The sequence below is a fragment of the Marinobacter sp. V032 genome, assembly GCF_052645435.1.
On the sequence record NZ_JBQXYE010000001.1, the window covers coordinates 1,997,236 to 2,020,314 of the forward strand.

At 55.3% G+C, this 23,079-nt stretch carries 19 protein-coding genes and 1 tRNA gene; 8 read left to right on the top strand and 12 right to left on the bottom strand.

Annotated features, from left to right (window positions below; all coding sequences use genetic code 11):
• Positions 1–67: 67 nt before the first annotated feature.
• The 3 genes from ACUN9X_RS09175 to ACUN9X_RS09185 form a co-directional block, all read right to left on the bottom strand.
• Entirely contained in the window at positions 68–2,740 is a 2,673-nt protein-coding gene (locus ACUN9X_RS09175; RefSeq protein ID WP_445472869.1) for a mechanosensitive ion channel domain-containing protein, read from the bottom strand.
• 144 nt (positions 2,741–2,884) lie between these two features.
• Positions 2,885–3,253: a YbaN family protein gene (locus ACUN9X_RS09180; RefSeq protein ID WP_445472870.1), complete on the bottom strand. Its 369-nt coding sequence runs from the start codon at positions 3,251–3,253 to the stop codon at positions 2,885–2,887.
• Between the two features lie 329 nt (positions 3,254–3,582).
• On the bottom strand, positions 3,583–3,963 hold the full coding sequence (locus tag ACUN9X_RS09185) for a SirB2 family protein (protein ID WP_445472871.1): 381 nt from the start codon (positions 3,961–3,963) through the stop codon (positions 3,583–3,585).
• A 115-nt stretch (positions 3,964–4,078) separates the two neighbouring features.
• Here ACUN9X_RS09185 and ACUN9X_RS09190 point away from each other — a divergent pair, with 115 nt between their 5' ends.
• Complete coding sequence (locus tag ACUN9X_RS09190) at positions 4,079–5,260, top strand: NnrS family protein (RefSeq protein ID WP_445473204.1); 1,182 nt, start codon at positions 4,079–4,081, stop codon at positions 5,258–5,260.
• A 216-nt stretch (positions 5,261–5,476) separates the two neighbouring features.
• Here ACUN9X_RS09190 and ACUN9X_RS09195 read toward each other — a convergent pair.
• Positions 5,477–5,553: transfer RNA gene (locus ACUN9X_RS09195), tRNA-Arg, on the bottom strand.
• A 123-nt stretch (positions 5,554–5,676) separates the two neighbouring features.
• Between ACUN9X_RS09195 and ACUN9X_RS09200 the strand changes: the two genes are divergently transcribed.
• Both ACUN9X_RS09200 and ACUN9X_RS09205 read left to right on the top strand, forming a co-directional pair.
• Positions 5,677–6,387 (top strand): TIGR04283 family arsenosugar biosynthesis glycosyltransferase, encoded by a 711-nt coding sequence (locus ACUN9X_RS09200; protein WP_445472872.1) that lies wholly within the window; start codon positions 5,677–5,679, stop codon positions 6,385–6,387.
• Positions 6,362–7,015 carry a TIGR04282 family arsenosugar biosynthesis glycosyltransferase gene (locus ACUN9X_RS09205; protein ID WP_445472873.1) on the top strand — a complete coding sequence of 218 codons (654 nt, stop codon included), beginning with the start codon at positions 6,362–6,364 and terminating at the stop codon, positions 7,013–7,015. Before ACUN9X_RS09200 ends, ACUN9X_RS09205 begins: the two co-directional genes overlap by 26 nt.
• Before the next feature lie 15 nt (positions 7,016–7,030).
• On the opposite strand, the gene ACUN9X_RS09210 is transcribed toward ACUN9X_RS09205, so the two are convergent.
• A complete protein-coding gene (locus tag ACUN9X_RS09210; protein WP_445472874.1) occupies positions 7,031–9,031 on the bottom strand; it encodes a tetratricopeptide repeat protein in 2,001 nt (666 codons plus the stop codon).
• A 234-nt stretch (positions 9,032–9,265) separates the two neighbouring features.
• Entirely contained in the window at positions 9,266–10,780 is a 1,515-nt protein-coding gene (locus ACUN9X_RS09215; protein ID WP_445472875.1) for a flagellin N-terminal helical domain-containing protein, read from the bottom strand.
• Between the two features lie 405 nt (positions 10,781–11,185).
• Here ACUN9X_RS09215 and ACUN9X_RS09220 point away from each other — a divergent pair, with 405 nt between their 5' ends.
• The 4 genes from ACUN9X_RS09220 (at position 11,186) to fliS (ending at position 15,872) form a co-directional block, all read left to right on the top strand.
• Complete coding sequence (locus tag ACUN9X_RS09220) at positions 11,186–12,652, top strand: flagellin N-terminal helical domain-containing protein (protein ID WP_445472876.1); 1,467 nt, start codon at positions 11,186–11,188, stop codon at positions 12,650–12,652.
• An 82-nt stretch (positions 12,653–12,734) separates the two neighbouring features.
• Positions 12,735–13,154, top strand: coding sequence for a flagellar protein FlaG (locus ACUN9X_RS09225; RefSeq protein WP_445472877.1), 420 nt, complete (start codon positions 12,735–12,737; stop codon positions 13,152–13,154).
• Between the two features lie 305 nt (positions 13,155–13,459).
• Positions 13,460–15,436, top strand: a complete 1,977-nt coding sequence (fliD, locus tag ACUN9X_RS09230) for a flagellar filament capping protein FliD (RefSeq protein WP_445472878.1) — start codon at positions 13,460–13,462, stop codon at positions 15,434–15,436.
• A 31-nt stretch (positions 15,437–15,467) separates the two neighbouring features.
• Positions 15,468–15,872, top strand: coding sequence for a flagellar export chaperone FliS (gene fliS, locus ACUN9X_RS09235; protein ID WP_445472879.1), 405 nt, complete (start codon positions 15,468–15,470; stop codon positions 15,870–15,872).
• Between the two features lie 65 nt (positions 15,873–15,937).
• Here the strand turns inward: fliS and ACUN9X_RS09240 are convergent, their stop codons facing one another.
• Positions 15,938–16,864, bottom strand: coding sequence for a histone deacetylase family protein (locus ACUN9X_RS09240; protein WP_445472880.1), 927 nt, complete (start codon positions 16,862–16,864; stop codon positions 15,938–15,940).
• 217 nt (positions 16,865–17,081) lie between these two features.
• Here ACUN9X_RS09240 and ACUN9X_RS09245 point away from each other — a divergent pair, with 217 nt between their 5' ends.
• Positions 17,082–19,820: a bifunctional acetate--CoA ligase family protein/GNAT family N-acetyltransferase gene (locus ACUN9X_RS09245; protein ID WP_445472881.1), complete on the top strand. Its 2,739-nt coding sequence runs from the start codon at positions 17,082–17,084 to the stop codon at positions 19,818–19,820.
• 78 nt (positions 19,821–19,898) lie between these two features.
• On the opposite strand, the gene rdgC is transcribed toward ACUN9X_RS09245, so the two are convergent.
• The 5 genes from rdgC to ACUN9X_RS09270 all read right to left on the bottom strand — a co-directional run bounded on the left by rdgC (position 19,899) and on the right by ACUN9X_RS09270 (position 23,042).
• Entirely contained in the window at positions 19,899–20,828 is a 930-nt protein-coding gene (rdgC, locus tag ACUN9X_RS09250) for a recombination-associated protein RdgC (protein WP_445472882.1), read from the bottom strand.
• Between the two features lie 63 nt (positions 20,829–20,891).
• Positions 20,892–21,092: a DUF2788 domain-containing protein gene (locus tag ACUN9X_RS09255; protein WP_260035056.1), complete on the bottom strand. Its 201-nt coding sequence runs from the start codon at positions 21,090–21,092 to the stop codon at positions 20,892–20,894.
• 93 nt (positions 21,093–21,185) lie between these two features.
• Positions 21,186–21,953: a peroxide stress protein YaaA gene (gene yaaA / locus ACUN9X_RS09260; RefSeq protein ID WP_445472883.1), complete on the bottom strand. Its 768-nt coding sequence runs from the start codon at positions 21,951–21,953 to the stop codon at positions 21,186–21,188.
• Positions 21,954–22,053: 100 nt separating this feature from the next.
• A complete protein-coding gene (locus tag ACUN9X_RS09265) occupies positions 22,054–22,296 on the bottom strand; it encodes a glutaredoxin family protein (protein WP_260035058.1) in 243 nt (80 codons plus the stop codon).
• Positions 22,297–22,298: 2 nt separating this feature from the next.
• Entirely contained in the window at positions 22,299–23,042 is a 744-nt protein-coding gene (locus ACUN9X_RS09270) for a YciK family oxidoreductase (RefSeq protein ID WP_445472884.1), read from the bottom strand.
• Between the last annotated feature and the right edge of the window lie 37 nt (positions 23,043–23,079).

Here is a 23,079-nt window from a genome sequence, read left to right on the forward strand (position 1 = left end):
AACATAATGGGGTCTTTATCATGTCACAGCAGGTTTCGGGCCAACTTGACGTCTGCCTGATGGGGGATCAGACGTCTTCGTCCTTGCGGTTGTCTTTGGTAGTGGCGTTTCCATCACTATCGTTATCTTTGTTGCCGTCGACTTTAGGCCCGGTAAGCCCCTTTAAATCTTCTGGTATTGAGCGCACATGCATGTCGAGCTGTGGATAAGCTATCGCCACACCTGCAGCATTGAGGGCCTGGTGCGTTGACGAATGCAGTTCGTGGGTCAGCGGCAGAATATCCATCATGCTCTTAACGAAGGCCCGGACTTCAAACTGGATATTGCTGCTATTGAATGACACACAGAAAACAGCCGGAGGTGGATCGTTGATCACCCGCTCATTTGCCAGCACGACCTCTTCAAGAATCTGCTGAACCTGATCTATATCCGACGCGTAGGCGACACCGACTTTCACGATCACCCGGGTGATAGGATCTGACAGGGTCCAGTTTGTCAGCTGTTCGGTGACGAACGTCTTGTTGGGGATGATCTGTTCCTTGCGGTCCCACCCGGTAATGGTGGTTGCGCGGATGCGGATCCGCGACACCGTGCCGGTCTGATCCCCGACGGTAACGGTGTCGCCAACGCGGATAGGGCGCTCAAACAGGATCATGATGCCCGATATAAAGTTGGCCACAATTTCCTGCAGACCAAAGCCCAGCCCAACGCCCAGAGCTGCGACCAGCCACTGTAGCTTGGACCACTCTGCTCCCAGCAGCCCCAGAGCAACCGTAACGCCAACCATCACAATGATGTAGCGGCAAATGGTTGTGATCGCATAGCCGGTACCGGGTGACATCTCGATCCGGCTGAGAAAGGCCACTTCAAGCATGCCGGGCAGGTTACGAGCGGCAAAGAAAGTAGCAAATGCAATTCCGAGCGCGAAGGCGACGCCCTGCATTGTGATGACGGTAGCGTTATCGGGGTTGCCATCGACCGCAGCCACGGTCCACAGGGTGATGTCCTCAAGCGCATTGAACGCCGGGAAAACGTTAGACCAGAGCATCCACAGACCAATAACGGCTGCGAACAGGGCGAACATGCCCAACAGGGCGTGAGCCTGATCACTGATGTCGTCAAGATCCATCTGCGGAATATCAAGGGATTCCGGTACACCTTCGCCCGCGTTTTCTGCGGCTTCCCGGGATTCATCCTGTGCCTTGGCCGCGGCTCGCTCGGCCCGCAGGCGCGCTAGTGTCATTCGCCGTTCGTTTACCGCCACGGCCCTCAGGGCAATGTAGTAGACCAACACCACCAGCAAAATCCAGCACACCGAGATAAACAGTGTGCCTTCCAGCGTAAGAGCGCTGTAGTGATAGCCGGCAAGAGACAGTGCCAATATAAGAATTGGCAGCGTCACGGCGGCAGGATGCACAACCTTGATCCATTTCGGTGGTGGGTGTTGATCGGTGGCTTTGCGTTTGGTGCGCAGGACGATATGCGCGAAGTAAGCCAGTTGGATCGATGCCATGATAAAAGCGATGCGTCCAAGGCTGCCCCTGTAGTTTTCAGCGACTGCGCTTTCCGCCAAAGCGGTCAGAACTGTGGCGGGCACCAGCACGACCAATAGCAAGGGAACGCCTATACGGACGGCCTTTAGCGTTTCCGGACGCCAGCGGAAATGGACTTCGCCCAGCCCGTTGGGCCGGCAAATATTGGAAAGTAGTGACAGCAGGAATATGACGTAGGCGGCCTGCCGGGTTCCCAATGACAACGCTTTGGTAAAGGCGGTGTCGTCATTGATAACAATAGATAGCGCTGCGACCAGAAGTGCCCAGGAGAGTGACAGCCCCAAGGTTGCCAGCAAGGCCCTGAGTGTCAGTCCGAAGTTGTCGTTACCGACGTTACCGATACGGGGCGCCAGTACCTTAAGAACCCGTTTCCAGCGGCGACGAAGGGAAAAGAGCAGTATGACGATTACAGTGCCGCCAATCGCCTTTGCTTTTTCAGTGAACGATAGGGTGTTGGGATCAATCAGCCGAGTGGTAGACACCTTCTTAAGCAGCCAGACCCATGCATCGGCGAGTTCAGTGAATGTATCCCAACTGAAGGGCTCTACATTGGGTAGCCAGAACAGGTGTTCATCCAGTAACTCAAGGTACTGTTGGCTTTTCGCCGTTGCCTCGTTAAACACCTTTCGTAGCGCTTCCAGTTCTTTAATCTGCTCTTCAACGAGCGCTATTTTTTGTTTTATAACGGCTTCGCTGGGCTCGTTGGCCTTCTCCTCCACCTGCACCGGACCGGTCATGTCTTCCAGCTCGAGCAGTGTCAGTCGTGCTTGGGTAATTTCCCGATTGAGTGAGGGATTGAACTGATTGTCACTGATGATTTCGGTCAGTCGGTCGCGGCGGTGTCGCAACAGTTCCCCGAGCTCCGGTGGCACGTCGTCGTGGAGGGCGTCTAGGTGTGATTTGAGGGATTCGTAATCGTCTGCCAGTTTCTCGTAGTTCCGGGACAGGGTTTCCCGTCGCTGCTTTACGGATTCAATGCTGGCCTTGAGCTGGCTGATCGATGTGTCGGCGACCACCGGCGTGTCTTCGCCCGTCGACAGGCTTTTCTCATTTGATTGAGCGGCTACCGGCGCTGCAAAAAACGGGGCCAGCAACACCAGTAAAACAAGCAGAAGCGGAGTAAACAGGCGTGGCAATTGTTGCAAAGCGTGGGGACTTCCACCGGTGGCGCGCTTCCTTTCTATCATCCGACAACCTCGGGAGCAAAATGATGTCTTCGTGGCTCTGGTTTCTGACGTATTCATCAGACTGGACACTAGCCTACCTCAAACCTCCGCTTCCAGCCTCACTACATATTGGCAACCTGTTTATGGGCAGGAGGGCCGGTTGCCTTACACCGAAGGCCTGGAGGCCAGAAACAGTGTCAGGCCGGTAAAGAATAGACCAGAAGCAACGAGCAGGGGCGTCGGAGCGCCCGTCCAGTAAAGAATGCTCCAACTGAATAGCAGCATTATAAAGGCCAGCCATTTGGCTTTGCGTGGCACTGCACGATGATCGCGCCAGTTTTGGATAATCGGCCCGTAAATTCGGTGGTTGTGCAGCCACAGCTCAAATTCAGGTGAACCTTTGCTGGCCGCCCAGGCTGCAAGCAGGACAAAAGGGGTTGTAGGGAGCAAGGGGAGGACAACGCCGGCCGCAGCAAGCGCAACGCTAATGTACGCCAGTGCGCGATAACATAGTTGAACGGCTGGCCTGTTCATGGATCTCTGCAGTTATGGACTTCAAAGACAGTAGTTTAACCGGATATCCGACGCGGGTCTTTGGGGAATGTTGTTCTCTCAGAGGGTTAGATGCACCAATTCATCGCCCCGGTCGTTCGGCAGGTCGTTGCCTGAATTACCGGGCCGGATAGACTCAACCATCATTGTCAGTGGATGTTGTCGCATACGGTTCGTCGATTGATCTGACCGGCAGCGTCAACGGCGCATTGATAGGGTTCGTCGTGTTTTATGTCAGCTGTGTGCTTTTGACCTGGTGGTACTAGGCTCGCAAGGGCGCAGTGGCGCCGTGCTGAGAGCGGCATGTTCAGTCAGGTATGCAGAGCCGGTTTGGTAATTGCCAGCGCAAAAATGAGTGCGAGCTGCAGTATCGCTGCCAGCGCCGCGATCATGCGGGCGCGACGCGGACGATCTGCGCTCATGGCCATTCTGCCAGCTACAATATAGCCGATAAGAACGATGATCTTTGCGGAGAGCCAATAATGGACCAGTGGCGACCAGCCGCTAACCAGCAACAAACCAATAGCGGCGCCTAACAATAGGGTGTCGTTCAGGTGGGGAATCCAGCGTAAAGCCGTTCTCCGCCAGCCGGTTTTGCCTGTCGCATCAAGCCCGAGTCTCAGCACGAAAAGGCTTGCGGTGAGAAACGCTGCGGAAACGTGGATCGTTTTCAGAACGGAGTACCAATGCATTTACCGGTTCTCTTGATTGATCGGCAGTGATGCGGCCAGTGCTTTAGCCCCTTTGGGCTCGCCGTTGTAAGCCGCCATCATGCCGTTTGGCCACTCATTATTTTTCACCTGGAGTATCCGTGCAATGCCTTCCGGAGAAAACGCTGATCCTCGACTGACCTTGTTGTTTGCCTATCCCTTCAGAATCTTCTTTCTCTCGCTGGCTGTGTTGGCGATTGTTGTTGTGCCGGTATGGGTCATGGTGGTGACCGGCAAGTGGATATTGCCAACCGCGCTACCGGGACTCTACTGGCATCTGCATGAAATGCTGTTCGGCTTTTTGACGGCGGCGATCGCCGGGTTCCTGCTGACAGCGGTGTGCGTCTGGACAAAAACAGAGCGCATGCAAGGTGTACCGCTCATGTTGTTCTGGTTGGTATGGCTGGCTGGCCGCTTGCTCCTCGCATTCGGCGGCGATTTGCCGTTTTGGCTGGTGCAGGCCGTAAACCTACTGTTTCTGCCGCTGATAATGCTGGATGCTGGCTGGCGGATCCTGCGTTCCGGGCAGAAACGACATAACGTCATTCTGGTGGTGCTGGGCCTGCTCTGGGTCATGCAGATTGCGTTCGTGAATACCCTGCATATCAATTATGTCGATGGCGCATTGGTGCTTGCTATGGCGCTGGCCGGAATTATCGGCGGGCGTATCACGCCGGCCTTTACCGCCGGCTGGTTGCGTCAGAATGGTGGTAATGCGGATCTAGTCAAGGTGTCGCCCCGAACTGATCTCGCAACTCTTGTAAGCCTGCTGCTGTTGCTGGCCATGCTCGTTATTGGATGGCGCTGGGGTGAAGTGCTGTTTGCTTTAACGTCCGCGATACTGATGCTGGAGCGATTGACGGGGTGGCACGGCTGGGCCGCGCGGAGTGAACCGTTGCTCTGGATTCTGCACCTCTCACTGCTGTGGATACCGGTTGCGCTGATACTGATGGCAGGGCATCTGGTATTCGGCTGGGCGCCGACCGCCTGGAGCCACGCCGCAGGTGTAGGTGTGATCGGCAGTTTGATTTTGGGTGTTATTGCGCGGGTTTCGTTGGGCCACACGGGCCGGCCACTTCAGTTGCCCGGCGGCATGGTGCTCGCTTTTATCGCGATTCAGCTGGCGGCAGTTGTTCGGGTGATCACCGCTCTGGGAGGACTGCCCTGGTCGCCGGGGATAGGCTTGTCTGCGCTGTTGTGGGAAATCGCGTTCGTCATTTTTCTGCTGCGCTACACACTCATTTTGAGTAGCCCGAGGGCGGATGGTAAAGCGGGCTGATAAGGTTTGTCCGCCAGAGCTGAGTGCCGACAAGTTTTTGTAGCCGAAGCTTCAGCTTTGGTGGATCCGTTAGGCTCCTGAATCGCACGCAACATCTGGCAGCCCTTCGTGCTGCTCGAAAGCTGAAGCTTCAGCTACACGGGCGCACTATCAGAAATCGATGTTTTTCTTTAACTGGCGATGAGCAAAGGGCGGGAAACGGGATATCGCTTGAAATGGTGCCCCAGAGAGGATTCGAACCTCTGACCTGCCCCTTAGGAGGGGGCTGCTCTATCCAGCTGAGCTACTGGGGCAAGAGGCCGGTATCATACCCATGCGGCGCTTTTCGCTCAACCGTGGGGTTTACATCAGTGGTTGAAACCCGGCTTCCCTGATACCTTATTGGCTTTGCTGTTACCTGTCGGAGTACGTCACCGGTGTCCCTGCCATTACACCTCACTATTGTTATGCCGGTTCTCAATGAAGCCGAAGGCGTGGTTGCCGCGCTTGATCGGCTTCAGGATATCCGGGCGCTGGGCCATCAGATTATTGTGGCGGATGGCGGCAGTACGGACCAGACGGCTGCGCTCGCAGAACCGCTATGCGACCGGCTGGTGAAAGCCCCGGCTGGACGCGCATCGCAAATGAATGCCGGCGCCAGCATCGCAGGTGGTGAGGTGCTGCTATTTCTTCATGCGGATACCCGCCTGCCGGAGGTTGCGCTTGAGCACCTTTCCCGTTTTGTTCAGAGTGATTCACTCTGGGGCCGTTTCGATGTGCGGCTTTCCGGCCAGCGCACGCTCTTTCGGGTGATTAGCTGGTTTATGAACCGTCGCTCCCGCCTCACCGGTATTGCCACGGGCGATCAGGCGATTTTTGCACGGCGAGCGGCATTTCACGACGCGGGCGGTTATGCTCCCATGCCGCTAATGGAAGATGTCGCATTGAGCCGGCAATTGCTTGCCCTGTCACGGCCATTTTGTATCAGTGATCCGGTGGTTACCGACAGCCGACGCTGGGAGAAGCATGGGCCGTGGCGCACAATCTTTCTGATGTGGCGCCTTCGCTGGCGCTATTGGCGGGGAGATGACCCACACTCACTTGCCAGGGCCTATTATCCTGATGCTTACCCCAAAGACCGCGGCTGATCCCAACCGATTGCTGATCCAGTTCGCCAAGTGGCCAGAACCGGGTCGGGTAAAAACCCGCCTGGCAGTCGCACTGGGTGATGGCGGTGCCATGCAGGCGCATATCGAACTGACGTGTGCGGTGCTTGCGAATCTTGCAGCGACAGGTATTCCCGTCAGCTTTTGGTGGGACCGTGCCGCACCTGCCTCAACAGAGCCTGCCGGGCCGATACTTGATCGCCTGAGAAACGCCGAAGTTCCCGAGTACATTCAGAATGGCCACTCGCTGGGTGAGCGTATGCGCCGCGCGATCGAAGAAAGTCTGGCCTCTGCCCGCGAAGTCATGATTGTTGGCAGCGATTGTCCGTCGGTTGATCCTGCGCATATTCAAACTGCGTTTGAGTTGCTGGCTAACGTTGATGTTGTGCTTGGGCCGTCCGATGACGGTGGGTTTGTGCTGATAGGCGCTCGCAGGCCGTTGCCGCAAACGTTGGCTGATGTGGCGTGGGGGACGCCGATGGCGTTGGAGCAAACAGTGGAAAAGCTGAAGACTGCCGGCTATTCAGTCGCGCTGGCTGAGCCAAGATGGGATGTGGATGAGCCTGAAGATTGGGCGCGGTTTCTTGAGGAGAAAACCGCGCCCAGCTGAATCGGCAGGTAGCGTTTAGCGCCGCTTCGTGAAGTACAGCGTCAGCGGCTGACCCACAACGCTCTGCACGCTGTTGCCCGAGGCTTCTGCATGCAGTTGTTTCTGAACCGGGCCCAGTGACAGCGTGTGCCCATCATTGTCCTGGGCACGCACCAGTTTCCAGTCCACTTCGTTGCAGAGCATGGCCATCACAGTCTCGAGCTGACGGCTATCCTGCGGCCGGAACCATCGGCTATGGCAGCCGCCCAGTCCGAAGAAGTCTTCCTCTTTAAGCAGATCGGCCCAAACCGGATCCTGCGCATTATTCAATACCATTCGGCGTAACCGACGCAGTGATGCGCTCGTTGCAGGCAGATCATGCTGTTCAATCAGTTCCCGCAGGTGTCTGTCGACGGGCAGCTGTCCGGTCGGGCAGGTATGCAGGTGCACCACGGTATCCTGTGCGGCTGCGTCCTGAATAATGGCGGCCAGGGATGTCTCGGTCATTGCTGTCGATGGCAGGCGGCCAATCTCGATCCACTGCACTTTGTGGCCGTCGGCGATAAAGCGCTGAGCCAGTGACCAGGGCCAGAACACGATGTTCTCGAGCCCCCGATCCTGAGCCTGGCGACCGGCTCGGGCGATGTTGGACAGTGACTCATCCACGGCGATGATTTCGACATCGTTGAGGCAAGTGGCCAGTTCCAGCGCGCGCTGACCGGAATCTGCACCGCAAATCATGATGCGAGCGGTCTCCGGCATGGCGATGTCGTCCAGGCCCAGTCGCACTTTCATCAGTGATTTGAGGCTGGTCTCAGGGTGAGTCGTCAGTCGGGTCCAGCTTGGCCAGGCTTGTGGCACATCGGCGCGGGCCAGTGCAAGTTCGCCTGCTTTCTCGTCGAATTGCTGCTTGATGGATTCTTCAGTCGCCCGGTGATAGTAGCTGGCGGCCATCAATGATTGCAGGCCGACGGGCCACTCGGTCAGATTCCACTGGCCGACTGACGGCGCGAATGACTGATGAAAAAGAGCGCCGTACATGGCACTGATCATCAGTGATCCTGCGATCGCGTTCATGGATTCTCCCAGCGCAAACTGGGCGGCGATGCTGTTGTTGATCGTATCCACCAGCGCGGATTCCTGCTCGCCGGTCAGCAGTGCGTAGCCAGTGCGATCGGCGTAAAGCGCAAGTGCCATGACAAGGCGATGCAATTCTTCACGCAAGTCTGCTGTTTGGGCAACTTCAACAAGAATGGCGTGACGCAGCAGTGTAATCAGGTCTTCAACCGCGACATCCGGCATCAGGGTCTTTTCCAGAGCCAGCAGCAACAGTTCATCATCACTGGCGGCATCAAGAATGATGCGGGCAGCGGGGTTGTCCAGATCGTATTGCTGGCGGATGATCCCCGCGACGAAGCCCCCCAGGACCTGATGCGGCAAATCTGAACGCTGCAGCAACCGGATGGCATCCTGAGCCAGTTCCGTATCGGCACGATCAACTGACAGATGGCTGGCGCAGGTGGCCATGCCGCTGAAAACCGACGGCCAGTTCAGATCAAGCTGAACCAGTTTGCGGTAGTGCAGATAGGCTACATCAAACTGGCCCTGCTGGCGCTTGGCATGGGCAATGCCGCAGAAGGCGGCGGCGGATTGCCGGTCACGGTTCAGGGCTTCCTGAAAATACTGCTCAGCCAGAGCAGGGCGGTCAGATGTCAGCGCCCAGTAGCCCAGGTTGGTGTATTGCTGGGCCTGGTCCGGATTAATCGACAGGCTCTGGTTAAATAGCAGCTGTGCGCGATCCAGCCGTCCCTCGTCCATTTCGATCCGGCCCAGCAGGCCGTAGACTGCCGCATTATCAGGCGCCATGGTCGCAATCTTCTCAAGCAGCTCGCGGCTCTCCTGCCGGGCCTCAAGACGACGCGCGTAACGCTGGCGAGGGTTGTTGGATTCGCCATAGGCGTCATTGGCCTGAAGCAACAGGCGGGCAATCTCGGCCTTGTTCTGTACTGACTGTTGAGTTTGATGCTGAGCGTGCATGGATCACCTCGTCTGTTCCGCGCCGCGTTTATCTGAAGCGGCAATAATCTGCAGTGTTGAATGTTTTATGCAGTGGTTAATGAGGGTGTAGCGAAAGGTGTGCCAGTTATTGGTCTGAGAGGAATGCTTTTAACTATTTAATAATTAATGGGATTGTCTGAAGTTGGCGGGGCTTGAAACAAAAAAACGGCCAGCAAGTGCTGACCGTTTTGTGGGTGCCTGTTGCCTGCGGAATTAGCCCTGCAGCAACTGCAATACCTGCTGTGGCCGGGCATTTGCCTGGGCCAGTACCGACAGGCCGGCAGATTGCAGTACCTGGGTACGGGCAAGCTCTGCGGTTTCGGCAGCAAAGTCCGCATCGCGGATACGGGAGCGGGCGGACGAGAGATTCTCGGACGTGGTGCTCAGATTCGCGATAGTGGATTCCAGCCGGTTCTGTGCCGCACCGAGATCAGCTCGAATGCCACTGATGGATTCGAGTGCTGCGTCTACAATTGCGAGTGCATCCGTAGCACCCTGGAAGGTGCTGATATCGATACCGCTCACGTCTTCAGTTGTGGAACCAACTGCTGTATTCGCCGCAGCGGTATCGAGAATGCTGCCAGCTGCAGCTGTAATACTTGATGACACTGCAAAGCTGGATGACGAGTCAAAGGTGATCTGACCTGAGACACGGGTGCTGTCGGTGGTCGAGGCAGGTGCGCCACTCAGTGTTATCGCGTCGCCATCGGCTTCTGCCTCACCTTTGAAGCTTGCGGTTGCGGTACCGGCATTGGTTGAAAAATCTTCAACCAGAATGTCTTTACCTTCTTCCTGAGTGAATATCAGGCGACCATCTTGTACTTCGGCGGTGATGCCCGTTTTACCCGCAGCCGAATTGATTTCTCGTGCCAGAGGGCTCAGGTCAGTGACGTCATCAATCTGTGCAGAGACAGTGGCTTTCTCGCCGCCACTGGAAATTGTCATGGAGACGGTGCCAGTGCCGCCGAGATTGAAGAGTTCAGCAGTTGTCCGCGCCTTGGCTTCGACGCCTGTTGTCTCGATCTTGCTGTTGATGTTGGCTGCGATCTCGGCCGCCGTATCGCCGGCGGCAATTGTCACCGTGGCATTGCCTAGCGAGCTGGATATCGTCAGGTCTTGCCCGCCGATGCCGTTTGCTGCAGTGGCATCAGCCGCAGCTGCCAGCGAGGAGCCGGTGCCCACGCGAGCCGTTGTGTTGGCGGCATCAGCGGTATTGTTTGCCAGATCGGTGGTTTTGGCGCCCGCAATCGATACTGAAATTGTCTGATTCTCGTTGGCGCCAGCCTGGAATTTCTGCGCCTGGAACGAGCCATCCAGCAGCTTCAGCCCGTTAAACTCGGTTGTCGTCGCAACGCGCTCGAGTTCCTGCTTGAGCTGGTTGACCTCGGACTGCAAAGCACGACGGTCAGAGGCCGAGTTTGTGGCGTTGGCCGACTGAACAGCCAGTTCACGGATTCGCTGCAGAATATTGCCTGATTCGCCCAGCGCGCCCTCTGCGGTCTGTGCCAGCGAGATGCCGTCATTGGCATTACGGATAGCCTGGTTGAGGCCATCTATTTGCGACGTGAAGCGCTCGGAGATCGCCAGACCAGCCGCATCGTCTTTGGCTGAGTTGATACGCAGACCTGAAGAAAGGCGCTGCAATGCTGTATCCGAATCACGCTGGGTGCTGTTCAGGTTGCGCTGAGCATTCAGCGACGCCGTATTAGTATTGATGATCTGAGGCATGGTGTTCTCCTTACTCTAAAAGAGAAGCCGGAAGCCAAGTGCCCGATCAAAAGGACGCCCTACCGGCCTGAATTCATGGAATTACCGTTTGCAGGGCTTAAAGCTTAAATCGTGCCAGTTTTTGTTTTTTGTTTTTAATATATTGAAAAATATTGATTTTCAGGTTTTTAATGAAGCGGGTTTGAGCGACGGGGCGACGGAAATTCGGCAGAGCATTGCCGCTTTATTCCCCGCTTTTAGAGGATGTTGAGAGGGAATTACATTCTTTAACAATATAATCGCTAAACCCACCTAAAGGATTCTTAATCAGGGCCGTTAAGCATTTCAGCAGGGCGGCGTACCAAACCAAATGACCGGGCGCCTGACCTCTTTCAAGAGAAACTAAACAGGTTTAGGAGAAGCATCATGGCTCTCGGTATCAACACTAACGTTGCATCACTTTCCGCTCAGAACAACTTGAGCAAATCTCAGTCACTGTCTGATCAGGCTCTTGAGCGTCTGTCTTCAGGTCTGCGTATCAACTCAGCCAAAGACGATGCGGCTGGTCTGGCTATCTCTTCACGCTTTGATACACAGGTTCGTGGCCTGGGTGTTGCTCAGCGTAACGCGAACGACGGCATCTCGCTGGCACAGACTGCTGAAGGCGCTCTGGGTCAGGCAGGCGATCTGCTTCAGCGTATCCGTGAACTGTCAGTACAGTCAGCTAACGACACCAACTCTGCTTCAGACCGTAAATCACTGCAGGCTGAGGTTACCCAGCTGCAGGCTGAGCTGAACCGTGTTGCGGACACCACCAACTTCAACGGCCAAACGCTGCTGAACGGTGATTTCGCTAACGCCCAGTTCCAGGTTGGCGCTAACGCTAACCAGACTATCAACGTATCTTTGAGCAGTGCTCGCGGTACTGATATCGGTAACTACACTGCTGACTCTGAAGGGACGCTTCTGAGAAATGCGACAGCGGCCAACGCAACTGCGCCCACCACTAACGGTGTAACGGGAGAAAATCTCACCATCTCAGGCAACGGTGCTTCCGAAACAGTTGCGATCGGAGCTGGTGCTTCTGCAGCCGACATCGCGACAGCAGTAAATGCGAAGACGGCTAGTACTGGCGTAGAAGCGAAAGCGAGCACTTCAGCTACTTTGAGCAGTATCGGTGACGGAACGGTTAGTTTTGACTTGATTGGTGATGAAGGGAAAAGTGTTAGCATCGCGGCAACTGTAGGTGGCGGAGATTTGGGCACCTTGGCTGCAGCCATCAACGATGCATCCGCGACAACTGGTGTTACTGCAGTTGTAGAAAACGATACGATAAAACTTGAAAATTCTACTGGTTCAAATGTCGCGATTCAGAACTTCACGACCGATTCAGCAGATACAAGTGTAACCGTAAATGTCCTTGACCCTGACGGCACCACTGTTGGTTCTACAACGGATTTGGATGGCGCTGCAAACAATACGCTGATCACTGGTGCGGTTGAATACAGCTCATCTAGTGCATTTAGCGTTTCCGGTGCTAGTGCCGAAGTTATCAGTGCGGCTAAAGGCGGGCAGTTGCAATCGGTAGCGGCCATCGACATCACCACTACCGAGGGCGCTAACGCTGCAATCGACACTATCGACGCAGCTCTGAGCACTATCAACAGCCAGCGAGCTGATTTGGGTGCGATCCAGAACCGCTTCACATCGACTATCGATGCGATTGCGACTACTTCTGAGAACCTGTCAGCAGCACAGAGCCGGATTCTGGATGCGGACTTCGCTTCAGAGACCGCCAAGCTGGCCAAGTCTCAGGTACTGCAGCAAGCAGGTATCTCGGTACTGGCACAGGCTAACGCCCGTCCACAGCAGGTTCTGTCTCTCCTGCAGTAACAGGGGCATAGCGGCACCGGCCGGCTTCCACTCTAAATAGAGGGGAGCCGGCTTCCGCCGTTTCTGGAGAGTGAGGTGAGCTATGAATGACGTAAACCTGAACAGCACGGATCTGACCCTGGTTTCGACCAAGGTACCGGCTCGGGCGTCCACGTCACCTCAGGCAGAAGGAGTCAAGCCTTCCGCTCGAGTCCAGGAGTCAGCCGCATCGACTGTGATGTCCCTGGCGCCGCCGACAACATCGGCATCAGCGCAGGAGGATAAGCAGAAGGTGCAGGGGGAATCGCTCAATCAGGCGGTATCCCAGCTTAATGACTTTGTGCAAACCGTTCAGCGCGATCTTCATTTTGAGGTCGATAACGGCTCAGGCAAGACCATTGTCCGGGTTGTTGATCAGCAGACGGACAAAGTTATTCGCCAGATTCCTGATGATGTGGCTTTGAGGTTGGCAGAAAAATTGCAGCAGGATGAACCGCTGACGTTATTTAATATCGAAGTGTGAAGCCTTGCCGGTTGCATTCCGGTATTAAATGACGGTATTTCAGCACCGCCGCCTTCGTGAGAAGCCGGCGGTGTTTTGTTTTTAAACGGGCTAAGGTCATAGGCCTCTGGCCGGTTTTATATAGCAGAGGCGCAAATAACCTTTGTGTTGATCGCGACGTGGCGGCTCAAGCGGGTCAGGCGTACTATATTTTTATTGGCCGGCACAGTTTGTTACAAAAATGCGGTGGTCGGAGGCAAAGTTTTGCCGTTAGCCGCCGATACGTAATTAAATGGGTAGCACGCCTTCTTGAGGAGGCATTCGTTATGGCAGGTATTTCTTCAGTCGGTATTGGTTCAGGGGTTTTGACGTCAGATTTGATTGATCAGCTGGTTGCGGCTGAGCGTCAGACGTCAGATAACCGGTTGGACTTTAATCAGCAGCGCGCGGAGGCTCTTATTTCAGCCTACGGCACACTGAAGAGTGCCGTCACAGAACTGCGCCTGCCCATGCGTCAGCTGAGTTCGCCTGACAATCTCAAATCTTTTTCTGCTTCGTCTTCAAATGATGACGTCACAGTGACGCTGGACAGTTCGAAAGCGAGCCGCGGCAATTACACGGTCAAGGTCGACAGTCTGGCTCAGTCCCAGTCGCTTGCTTCCGGTACGTTTGCCGACAAAGATGCGACATCGATTGGCACCGGATCGATCACTTTGAATGTCGGTGGCGAATCCAAAACCATCACAGTCGACGGTTCCAACAATACGCTGCAAGGTCTGGCGAACGCGATCAATGACGCCGGCGTGGGTGCGACCGCAGGTGTTGTTGATACCGGTAACGGTTTCCGCCTGGTGCTGTCGTCTGAAGAGACCGGCATCGACAACGCCATCGAAATCACTGTTAATGATTCAGATAGCGACAACACGGACGCCTCGGGCCTGTCCCAGTTTGCGTTTAACGCCACTACCAGCAATCTGACCGAAACCGTTGCTGCTCAGGATGCCGTGGTTCAGGTGAATGGCATCACGATTTCCCGGCCGACCAACACCATCGAAAACGTCATCGACGGCTTGTCCTTTGAAGTGAAGGCTGAAGGGGTTACCTCAACAGTCAAAGTTGCACAGGACACGTCTGCAGTTGCAGATCGCGTGGCTACCTTCGTTGAGAAGTTCAACACACTGCAGGACACCGTCAAGGCGCTGTCGGGTTACAACTCGGAAACCCAGCAGGGTGGGTTGTTATCCGGCGATGCGACGATTCGAACCATTCAGAGCCAGATGCGTGAGGTGTTAACCCGTGTGGTGCCTGGCCTCGAAAATGCCTCGGTACGCACGCTGGCCGATGTCGGCATTACCACCGACTACAAAACCGGTGCACTGACGTTTGATCGCGAGAAATTTGAGACGCAGCTGAAACAGAATCCAGACGATGTGACCGCATTGTTCGCAGAGCAGGGCCGCGCATCGGATGAGCAGATCGAATTTGTCCGTAGCGGAATTAACACAGAAGCCGGCGATTTCGCTGTCAACATTACCCAGATCGCGACACAAGGTTCGCTTCAGGGCGCGAGTGCTGGCACTGGTAACGTTACGATCAATGATGACAATGATGCGCTCTCATTCAAGGTTGATGGTGAAACCTCGGTAAGTATCAAGTTGGCAGCCGGTACCTATACCCGTGAAGAACTTGCTACACAGATTCAGTCTCAGCTTGATAACAGCAGCGCTTTAAGTGCATCGGGGAAGTCCATCACGGTTGGTGTGGATGCGGCAACAGGGGCGTTGTCATTCTCATCCGGTTCTTATGGCAGCAATTCAAACGTCAGCCTTACGGCCGTTGATACCAATAGCGCGGCTGATCTTGGCCTGAGCGTCCAGACCGGTACTCCGGGTAAAGATGTGGCCGGTACTGTCGGCGGACAGCAAGCCACCGGCGAAGGGCAAAACCTTTTCGTTGATGGCAACGGCTCGGCAGCGGGACTCGAGATCAAGATTACCGGTGGTTCAACAGGTCCACGTGGCAGTTTCACATTTATAGAGGGTGTCGGTGGCAGGGCTGTCGATCTGGTCACCAGCATTGTTGGTGCGGATGGCGCTATTGAAACGCGCACAGACACGCTGCAGGACGAACTGGCGAGCATCGCTGAAGATCGCGTTCAGTTGAATGAACGTATTGAGTCCTACCGGGAGCGGCTGGTTGCCCAGTTCTCGGCGGCCGATTCATTGATTGCCAAGCTCAACAGCACTCGGGATTACGTTACCCAGCAGCTTGAAGCGCTGGCACCACAGAACAACAGCAATTGATCCGCGCACAGGATCGTAGCAGAGGTTACTTATGAACGGTTTGCAGGCTTACCAGAGCGTTAACACACAGACCAGCATCACCGATGCGGACCCGCACAAGCTGATTCAGCTTTTGTATAACGGTGCCCTGGAGCGAATCAATATGGCCAAGGCCCGCATGCAGGCAAATGACTACGAAGGCAAAGGTCGCCTGATCAGCAAGGCAATCGAGATTATCGGCGGTCTGCGCAGTTTTCTTGATTTCGAAAAGGGCGGGGAACTGGCTGCTAATCTTGAAGGGCTGTATGACTATATGGAGCGGACCCTTTTCGAAGCCAATCGTCACAACGATGCGGGTAAGCTGGATGAAGTAGGCCGGTTGCTGCGCCAGGTTAAAGATGGCTGGGATGGCATTCGTGAGCAGGCAGCGGGGAATCAGCAGCAGGCTGCTGTCTGAGTTCAAAGCACTGGCAGGTCTGTTTGAAAGCGGAAGCTCCTGATAGGGAACTTCCGCTTTTGTGCCTAACCCGCCGCAACCAATCCTTCCAGATGCGCACCGGTACCCTCTGCCAGTGCTTTTAGATGATAGCCACCTTCGAGTGTTGAGACGATTCGGTCATTCGCCGTGTCATGAGCGACGCTGGTGAGCATATCGGTCAACCAGCGATAATCCGCCGATTCCAGTTCAAGATTCGCCATCGGGTCGAGCTTGTGAGAGTCGAAACCGGCCGAGACCAGCACCAGTTGCGGTTTGAAATCCTGAAGTTTATGCAACCAGTCGGCTTCCACTTTCTTGCGGTAATCGCTGGCTGATGTGCCCGCCATGATAGGGCTATTGATAATGTTCTCGGGCTGACGGTACACGTGGGAGTGTGGGTAGAAAGGGTGCTGGAAGCTGGAGCACATCAGGATTCGCTCATCTCCCTGAACGATATCGACGGTACCGTTGCCCTGGTGCACATCAAAATCCACTATCGCAACCCGCTCAAGTCCATGAAAGGTGAGGGCATGGTACGCTGCCAGCGCGATGTTGTTGTAAAAACAGAACCCCATCGATTTGCCGCGCTCAGCGTGATGACCCGGTGGTCGCGCCGCGATGAAGGCGTTGGTTGCCTGGCCTGACAGCACCATATCAACGGCTTGCACATTGGCGCCGGCAGCGAGCCGCGCAGCACGCAGGGTATGGGGCATCATCGCGGTGTCAGGATCAGTGAAAACCCGGCCCTGGGTTGGCTGCATCATATCGAGCTGCCGTAAATAGGTTTCCGGGTGTACTTTAAGGAGCTGATCCCGAGTGATTTCTTCCGGTCGCACCCAGTCCAGTTCACTGCCCAGGTTCATATCAGCCAGATAGCTGATAATCGCGATAAGACGCTCCGGTGACTCGGGGTGTTCAGCCCCCATATTGTGTTTCTGGAAGTCATCGTGGGAAAAAAAAGCGGTTGTCATAAAATGCAGGTCCAATCCGGGCGGCCGTTCAAGCCCCATGCCGTTTAAGGCCATGGTATCAGTCTTGTCGCTATTGCGCTGCGCTTCTTTAAGCTAGCTCATACGCGCATTAAATTCGTTGATTGCCGGTATATTTATCAGAACGACATTGATTTGTCCGACTTTCCCTTTACGATCAGAGTCATCAAGATGATATTTGGTTTATAGGGAGCACGTTGTGGGCACACGTTATCTGGAAAGCCTGTTTAATCCCGGGTCCATTGTGATTGTGGGGGCTTCCGAGCGCGCCACCAACCTGGGCGGGATGGTGCTGCGAAACCTGATGTCCGGCGGTTTTCCCGGTGATCTTATGGTTATTAACCGCAATGACTACGAGACAGTGCACGGGGTTAAGTGCTTCCATAAAGTCTCAAAGATGCCAATTTCACCGGATCTGGCGATTATCTGTACCCCTCCTGAAACCGTACCCCGCATGGTGCGTCAGCTCGGCGAAGCCGGTGTCAAAACGGCGATAGTCATGACCGGTGGTATGTCCCGTGCACACAGTAAAACCGGCCAGCCGCTGATGTATTCCGTGCGCGATGCCGGGCGGGAATATGGCATTCGTATTCTGGGGCCCAACACGATCGGGTTGATGGTGCCGTCGCGCAGCATGAACGCCACCTATGCCCATATGGGCGCTCTGCCCGGAAAGGTTGCGTTTGTGGGGCAGTCCGGCACGATCGCCAGCTCAATTATCGACTGGGCTTTCGCTCGTGGCGTCGGCTTTTCTCACTTTCTGACTCTGGGCGATGGGATGGATATCGGTCACGATGATCTGATCGATTATCTGGCCCAGGACCCCAGTTGTCGGGCCATCTTGCTGCATATCGAGAATATTCCGGACCCTCGCCGGTTCGTGTCGGCGGTGCGAGTGGCCTCCCGAACCAAGCCGGTTATTGCCGTCAAAAGCGGACGTGTACCGGAATCCGAATGGATGCCGGTACAGCTGCCGATGGGTATCTCGCGAACAGATCCGATCTACGATGCCGTTCTGCGACGGGCGGGCGTCTTGCGAGTGGATGGCCTCGGCCAAATGTTCGATGCGCTTGAGTCACTCACCCGAATGCGCCCGGTGCGCAGGGAAGAGTTGGTGATTATGGCAAACGGCGTGGGCCCGGGGGTGCTGTCAGTTGATCGCCTGTCGGCTTTGGGGGGGGAGCTGGCCAGTCTCTCAAACGATACCATTGAGGCGTTGGCCAAATTGATGCCCTCGTACTGGACCCGCAAGAACCCGATCGATCTGGGCTACGATGCTTCACCGACGCTGTACGCGGATACGCTGAGGGTATTGGCTAAAGACTCGAATGTGTCCAACGTGCTGGTGATGTATGCCCCGAGCCTGACCGAAGACAGCCTTCATATTGCTGACTCTGTAGTGCAGGCCAGCAAAGGCACGCGACTGAACATCTTTACCTGCTGGCTGGGGCAAAGCACGGTGCTGGATGCCCGGGACGAGTTCTATCGAGTGGGCATTCCGTCGTTTTTCTCTCCCGAGAAAGCTGTGACGGCGTTTATGCAGCACGTGAATCACCAGCGGGTTCAGCGCTTGCTGCGCGAAACGCCGGAATCATTTACCGATCATTATCTGGACCGTTCAACAGCCCGCAAAATCGTTATGAAAGCGCATCGCTCCGGTCGCAATCACTTGTCGAACAGTGAAGCGCGGGCGGTGATTCAGGATTACGGCTTGCGCACAGTCAACACACTCTACTGCGATGACGTGGATGGCGTGCTTGAGACATTCCAGGTTGAGCGCCGGCCAATCGACATTACGCTGATCCATGAACGCGGTTGCCATCCCTTTATGGAGGAGCAGTCAGGTCGGGGCCGGTATAAAGCGACGATCCAGGGGCTCAATAGCGAAAACGCCATCATCGATTCCTGTCGGGTGCTACTGGAAGAGTATCGGGCGCATTACCCCAGCAGCGGATTTCTGGGATTCGCAGTGCAGCGGACTTATCAACATCTGGGGGGCATTGCGTTCAGCGTGGGGATCACGCGCGACCCGGTCTTCGGACCGCTGGTGGTCTGTGGTGCCGCCGGCGCCAGCGTCAATGTGCGTACCGATCGACAGATCGCCTTGCCGCCATTGAATATGGTGCTGGCGAAAGAGTTGCTGCGCCGCACTTACATGTACCGTCTGCTTCGGGAATACAGCCTGCAGCCTGAAGAAGATATTCGTGCCGTGTGCGAAACCCTGGTGACGCTGTCGCAGATCGTTATCGATATTCCTCATATTCGTGGGCTGGAAATTTTGCCGCTCTTGTTCAGTCGCGACGGGGCCGTGGCAGTTGATGTTGCGATTGACCTGGCAGACAAGCCGGGCCGGCCGATTATTCAGCCGTATCCGCGAGAGCTGGAGGAGTGGCTGGTCCTGCCCAAATCCGGCCGCAAGGTGATTGTCCGGCCCGTGCTGGCAGAAGACGAGCCCACACACAGAGACTTCCATCACCAACAGTCACCTGAGTCTATCCGCTACCGTTTTTTCCAGTACCGAAAGCACTTCTCCCATGAAGATGTCGCTCAGATGGTTCAGATCGACTACGACCGGGAAATGGTCTTTATCGCCAACGCCCAACGGGAAGAGGGGGTTGGCGAGGAAACGTTGGGTACCGTGCGAGGCTGGACGGACGCTGACAACCTTCAATGCGAGTTTGCTGTCATGGTGCAGGATAAGCTGGCGGGCGAAGGGCTGGGTTTCAGCCTGATGCAAAAATTGATTGATTACTGCCGCAACCGGGGTACGGTTGAGATGATCGGTAATGTATTACCGGATAACCGGCCAATGCTGGCATTGGCGAAACGACTGGGATTTGAGGCCAAGTACAATATCGAAGAAGACGTCATTGATTTGCGTCTTCAGCTCAACGAACCACAGAAAGACTGGCAGCGAGAGCGCCTGAAAGGGCGATAATGCCGATTGGAGATGACGCAAAAAAGGGAGCCGTTTGGCTCCCTTCACGTTATTAACCTTCACGACCGATGACGGCCCTCAGGCTTCGTCGATAATGGCCGAGCGGTCTTCGCCGCCGAGTGCCTCAAGCAACGCCGGGATCATCTGGGCCAGCTCCAGCGTCATCAGTGTGAATGACGCATCAAACTTCGCCGCAGCATCGTCCGCGTCGATATCGTCCAGCTTTTCCTGGAGCGTTTCGCCGAACTTGAGGCGGCGCAGGGTCAGCTCTTCGTCCAGTACGAACGACAGGTTGTCGTCCCAGGTCAGAGACAGCTTGGTGACCTGCATGCCGGCGTTCAGGTGATTGCGGATTTCATCGCCCAGCAGGTCAATGCCTTTGGAGCGCACGACGCCGCCTTCTTCACCGGTATCCTTGAGTTCGCATTCATCGCCCAGCGTAACGGCAGAAGGGATGTCGATGGTCTCGCTTAGCCAGCCTGAAAAGGTAAATGCGGGGGCTTGCTCAAGTGCAGGTGGGCGAATGGGCAATGATCCAATCGCCTTGCGCAATGTTGTCGCGATTTCTTCTGCCTGCTTGTCGGAAGCCGTATCGACGATCATGAAGCCGTCCTGAGGCGCCAGATAGGCAAAGGTGCGGCGGGATTTGGTAAAGGCCCGCGGCAGCATCTCCTGGGTCACCTGCTCTTTGATTTCCTCTTTTTCTTTGCGAGCCACTTTACGCATCTGTTCGGCTTCGATCTGTTCGACCTGCTCGGTGACGGCTTCTTTTATGACAGCAGCCGGCAGTACTTTTTCTTCCTTGCGCAGAGCAATTAGATGGTAGCCGTTGGCGCTGTGTACCTTTAGCTGACCATGGCGACCCAGTGGCGAGACCCAGCCTTGTTTGAAAGTGTCTTGCGAACCACAGGGGGTAAAGGCATCGGCTTCGAGCTTGGCTTCAAGGTCTGCGATATCGACTGAGAAAGGCTTGGTAAAACGGTAAATTCGGGCGTTACGGAACCACATGACATCGTGTCCTGTTGTTGGCAATTAAAGTAAAAGGTTTGACGGTCGGCGAAGGGCGGCGCCTTATATCTGTACCACCTCGACCATCACGGTTTTGATAATGAAGCCCACCACCCCGGCGCCCAGCGCAGTGAACAGAATGAAAGTGCCAAAGCGGCCGGCTTTGGATTTTTTGGCGAGATCAAAAACGATAAATCCCATAAACGCGATCAGTGCTGTCAGTAACACGTACATCGAAATTTCAGAAAAAAGCGCTTCGTTCATCAAATACTCCGTGTTTCCGGGCGCAGAAGGAGGGCGCCCGAACAGTGTTTGTCGTCCGGTATTGCCGGGATATTAAGGGAGCCGTGCTTGTGATCAGGCCTGGGCGTCGCGGAGGAATACCCAGTTGTCGCCGCTGGATTGTTCGTCACTGAAGCGATAGCCGTCGTAATCGAACTGCTTCAGGTCGTCCGGCGCGGTGATACGGTTTTTGATGGCGTAGGCGCACATCAGGCCGCGGGCCTTTTTGGCATAAAAGCTGATCATCTTGTACTGGCCGTTTTTCCAGTCTTTGAACTGAGGCGTGATGATACGGGCATTGAGCGATTTTTTCCTGACGCTTTTGAAATATTCGTTGGACGCCAGGTTAATCAGTACGCCGCTATCATTCGCATCATTCAGCGCGTTGGTGATGGTGTCACCCCAGAAGGCATACAGATCCTTGCCACGCGTGTTCTCAAACCGGGTCCCCATTTCAAGGCGGTAAGGCTGCATTAAATCGAGTGGTTTGAGAAGTCCGTAAAGACCGGACAGTATCCGCAGGTGGTTCTGGGCGAAGGCAAAATCGTCTTCGGAAAAGTCCGGAGCGTTCAGGCCGGTATACACATCACCATTAAATGCCAGTATGGCGGGCCGGGCGTTATCAGGTGTGAATGGTGTATGCCACTGACTGAAGCGGTCGGCATTTAATTGGCCCAGTTTTTCGCTGATATGCATCAGGTTGCTGACCTGATGTGGCTCCAGCGGTTTGAGTTGGTCGATCAACTCGCAGGCATCATCAAGAAAGGCCGGCTGAGTGTATGTACCGGTGGCCAGAGGGCTTTCAAAGTCGAGATTCTTTGCTGGTGAAATCACCATCAGCATGGCGGGATATCCTCTTTGAATTCCTGAAAGATGCTATAGCTTAAACTAACGTAAAAAAGCTGGGTAATTGTGAATCACTATAGTGTGATTAGTGAGTGTCTCAGTGCATAGAACCCAGAAAGGCCATTAACTCGGCCTGGGTAAATGGCCAGTCGAGCTCCTGTTGGGTGTCAGTGCGCTGCAGCACGGGAATTCGGGTGCCGTAGCGCTCAACCAGCGCAGGGGATTGGGCTATGTCGACCACATCCACCGGTATGGGCGGATCCATCGGCGTTTGCACCATCAGTTCTTCAGCGAGTTCACAGAGGTGGCACTTTTCAGTGGTGTAGAAAACCAGTTCCATTGTTATCGTGCATCCAGTTGTTGGCCTGTGACACCGGCACTGTCTGGGCCCATGAGGTAAAGGTACGCGGGCATAATGTCTTCAGGCGTCGGATTGCTGGCTGGATTCTCAGCCGGGTATGCGTGGGCGCGCATGTTGGTGCGGGTTGCGCCGGGGTTCAGGCTGTTGACGCGCACATTGTGGCGCTCGTCATCAAGTTCATTGGCGAGCAACTGGCTCAGACCTTCCAGCGCGAACTTGGACACCGAATAGGCACCCCAATAGGCTTTGGCTTTGCGGCCCACACTGGATGAAGTGAAGACGATTGAGGCGTCACTTGACTGTCGCAAAGCGGGAATCAGTGCCCGGGTCAGCAGGAAAGGCGCCGTAACGTTGACCCGCATGATCTGATCCCAGGTGGCCGGGTCATACATTTCCACAGGCGTGCGCTGCCCCAGCAGAGCCGCATTGTGCAGGATGCCGTCGAGACGACCGAAGGATTCCTCAATGGTCATGGCAACATCTTCGTAGTCTTTTGCTACGGCGCCGTCCAGATTAAGCGGCACAATCGCCGGCTGCGGGTAACCTGCGGCTTCAATTTCATCGTAGATAGCTTCAAGTTTGCTGATGGTCCGACCCAGCAGAATCACGGTTGCGCCATGTGCAGCATAGGTTTTGGCAGCACAACGGCCGATACCGTCGCCAGCACCGGTCACCAGAATGATGCGATTTTTCAGTAGGTCTGCAGGTGCGCTGTAGTCTTGCATGTTGAATCGTCCCGAAAATAGTGACCAGAAAATCGTG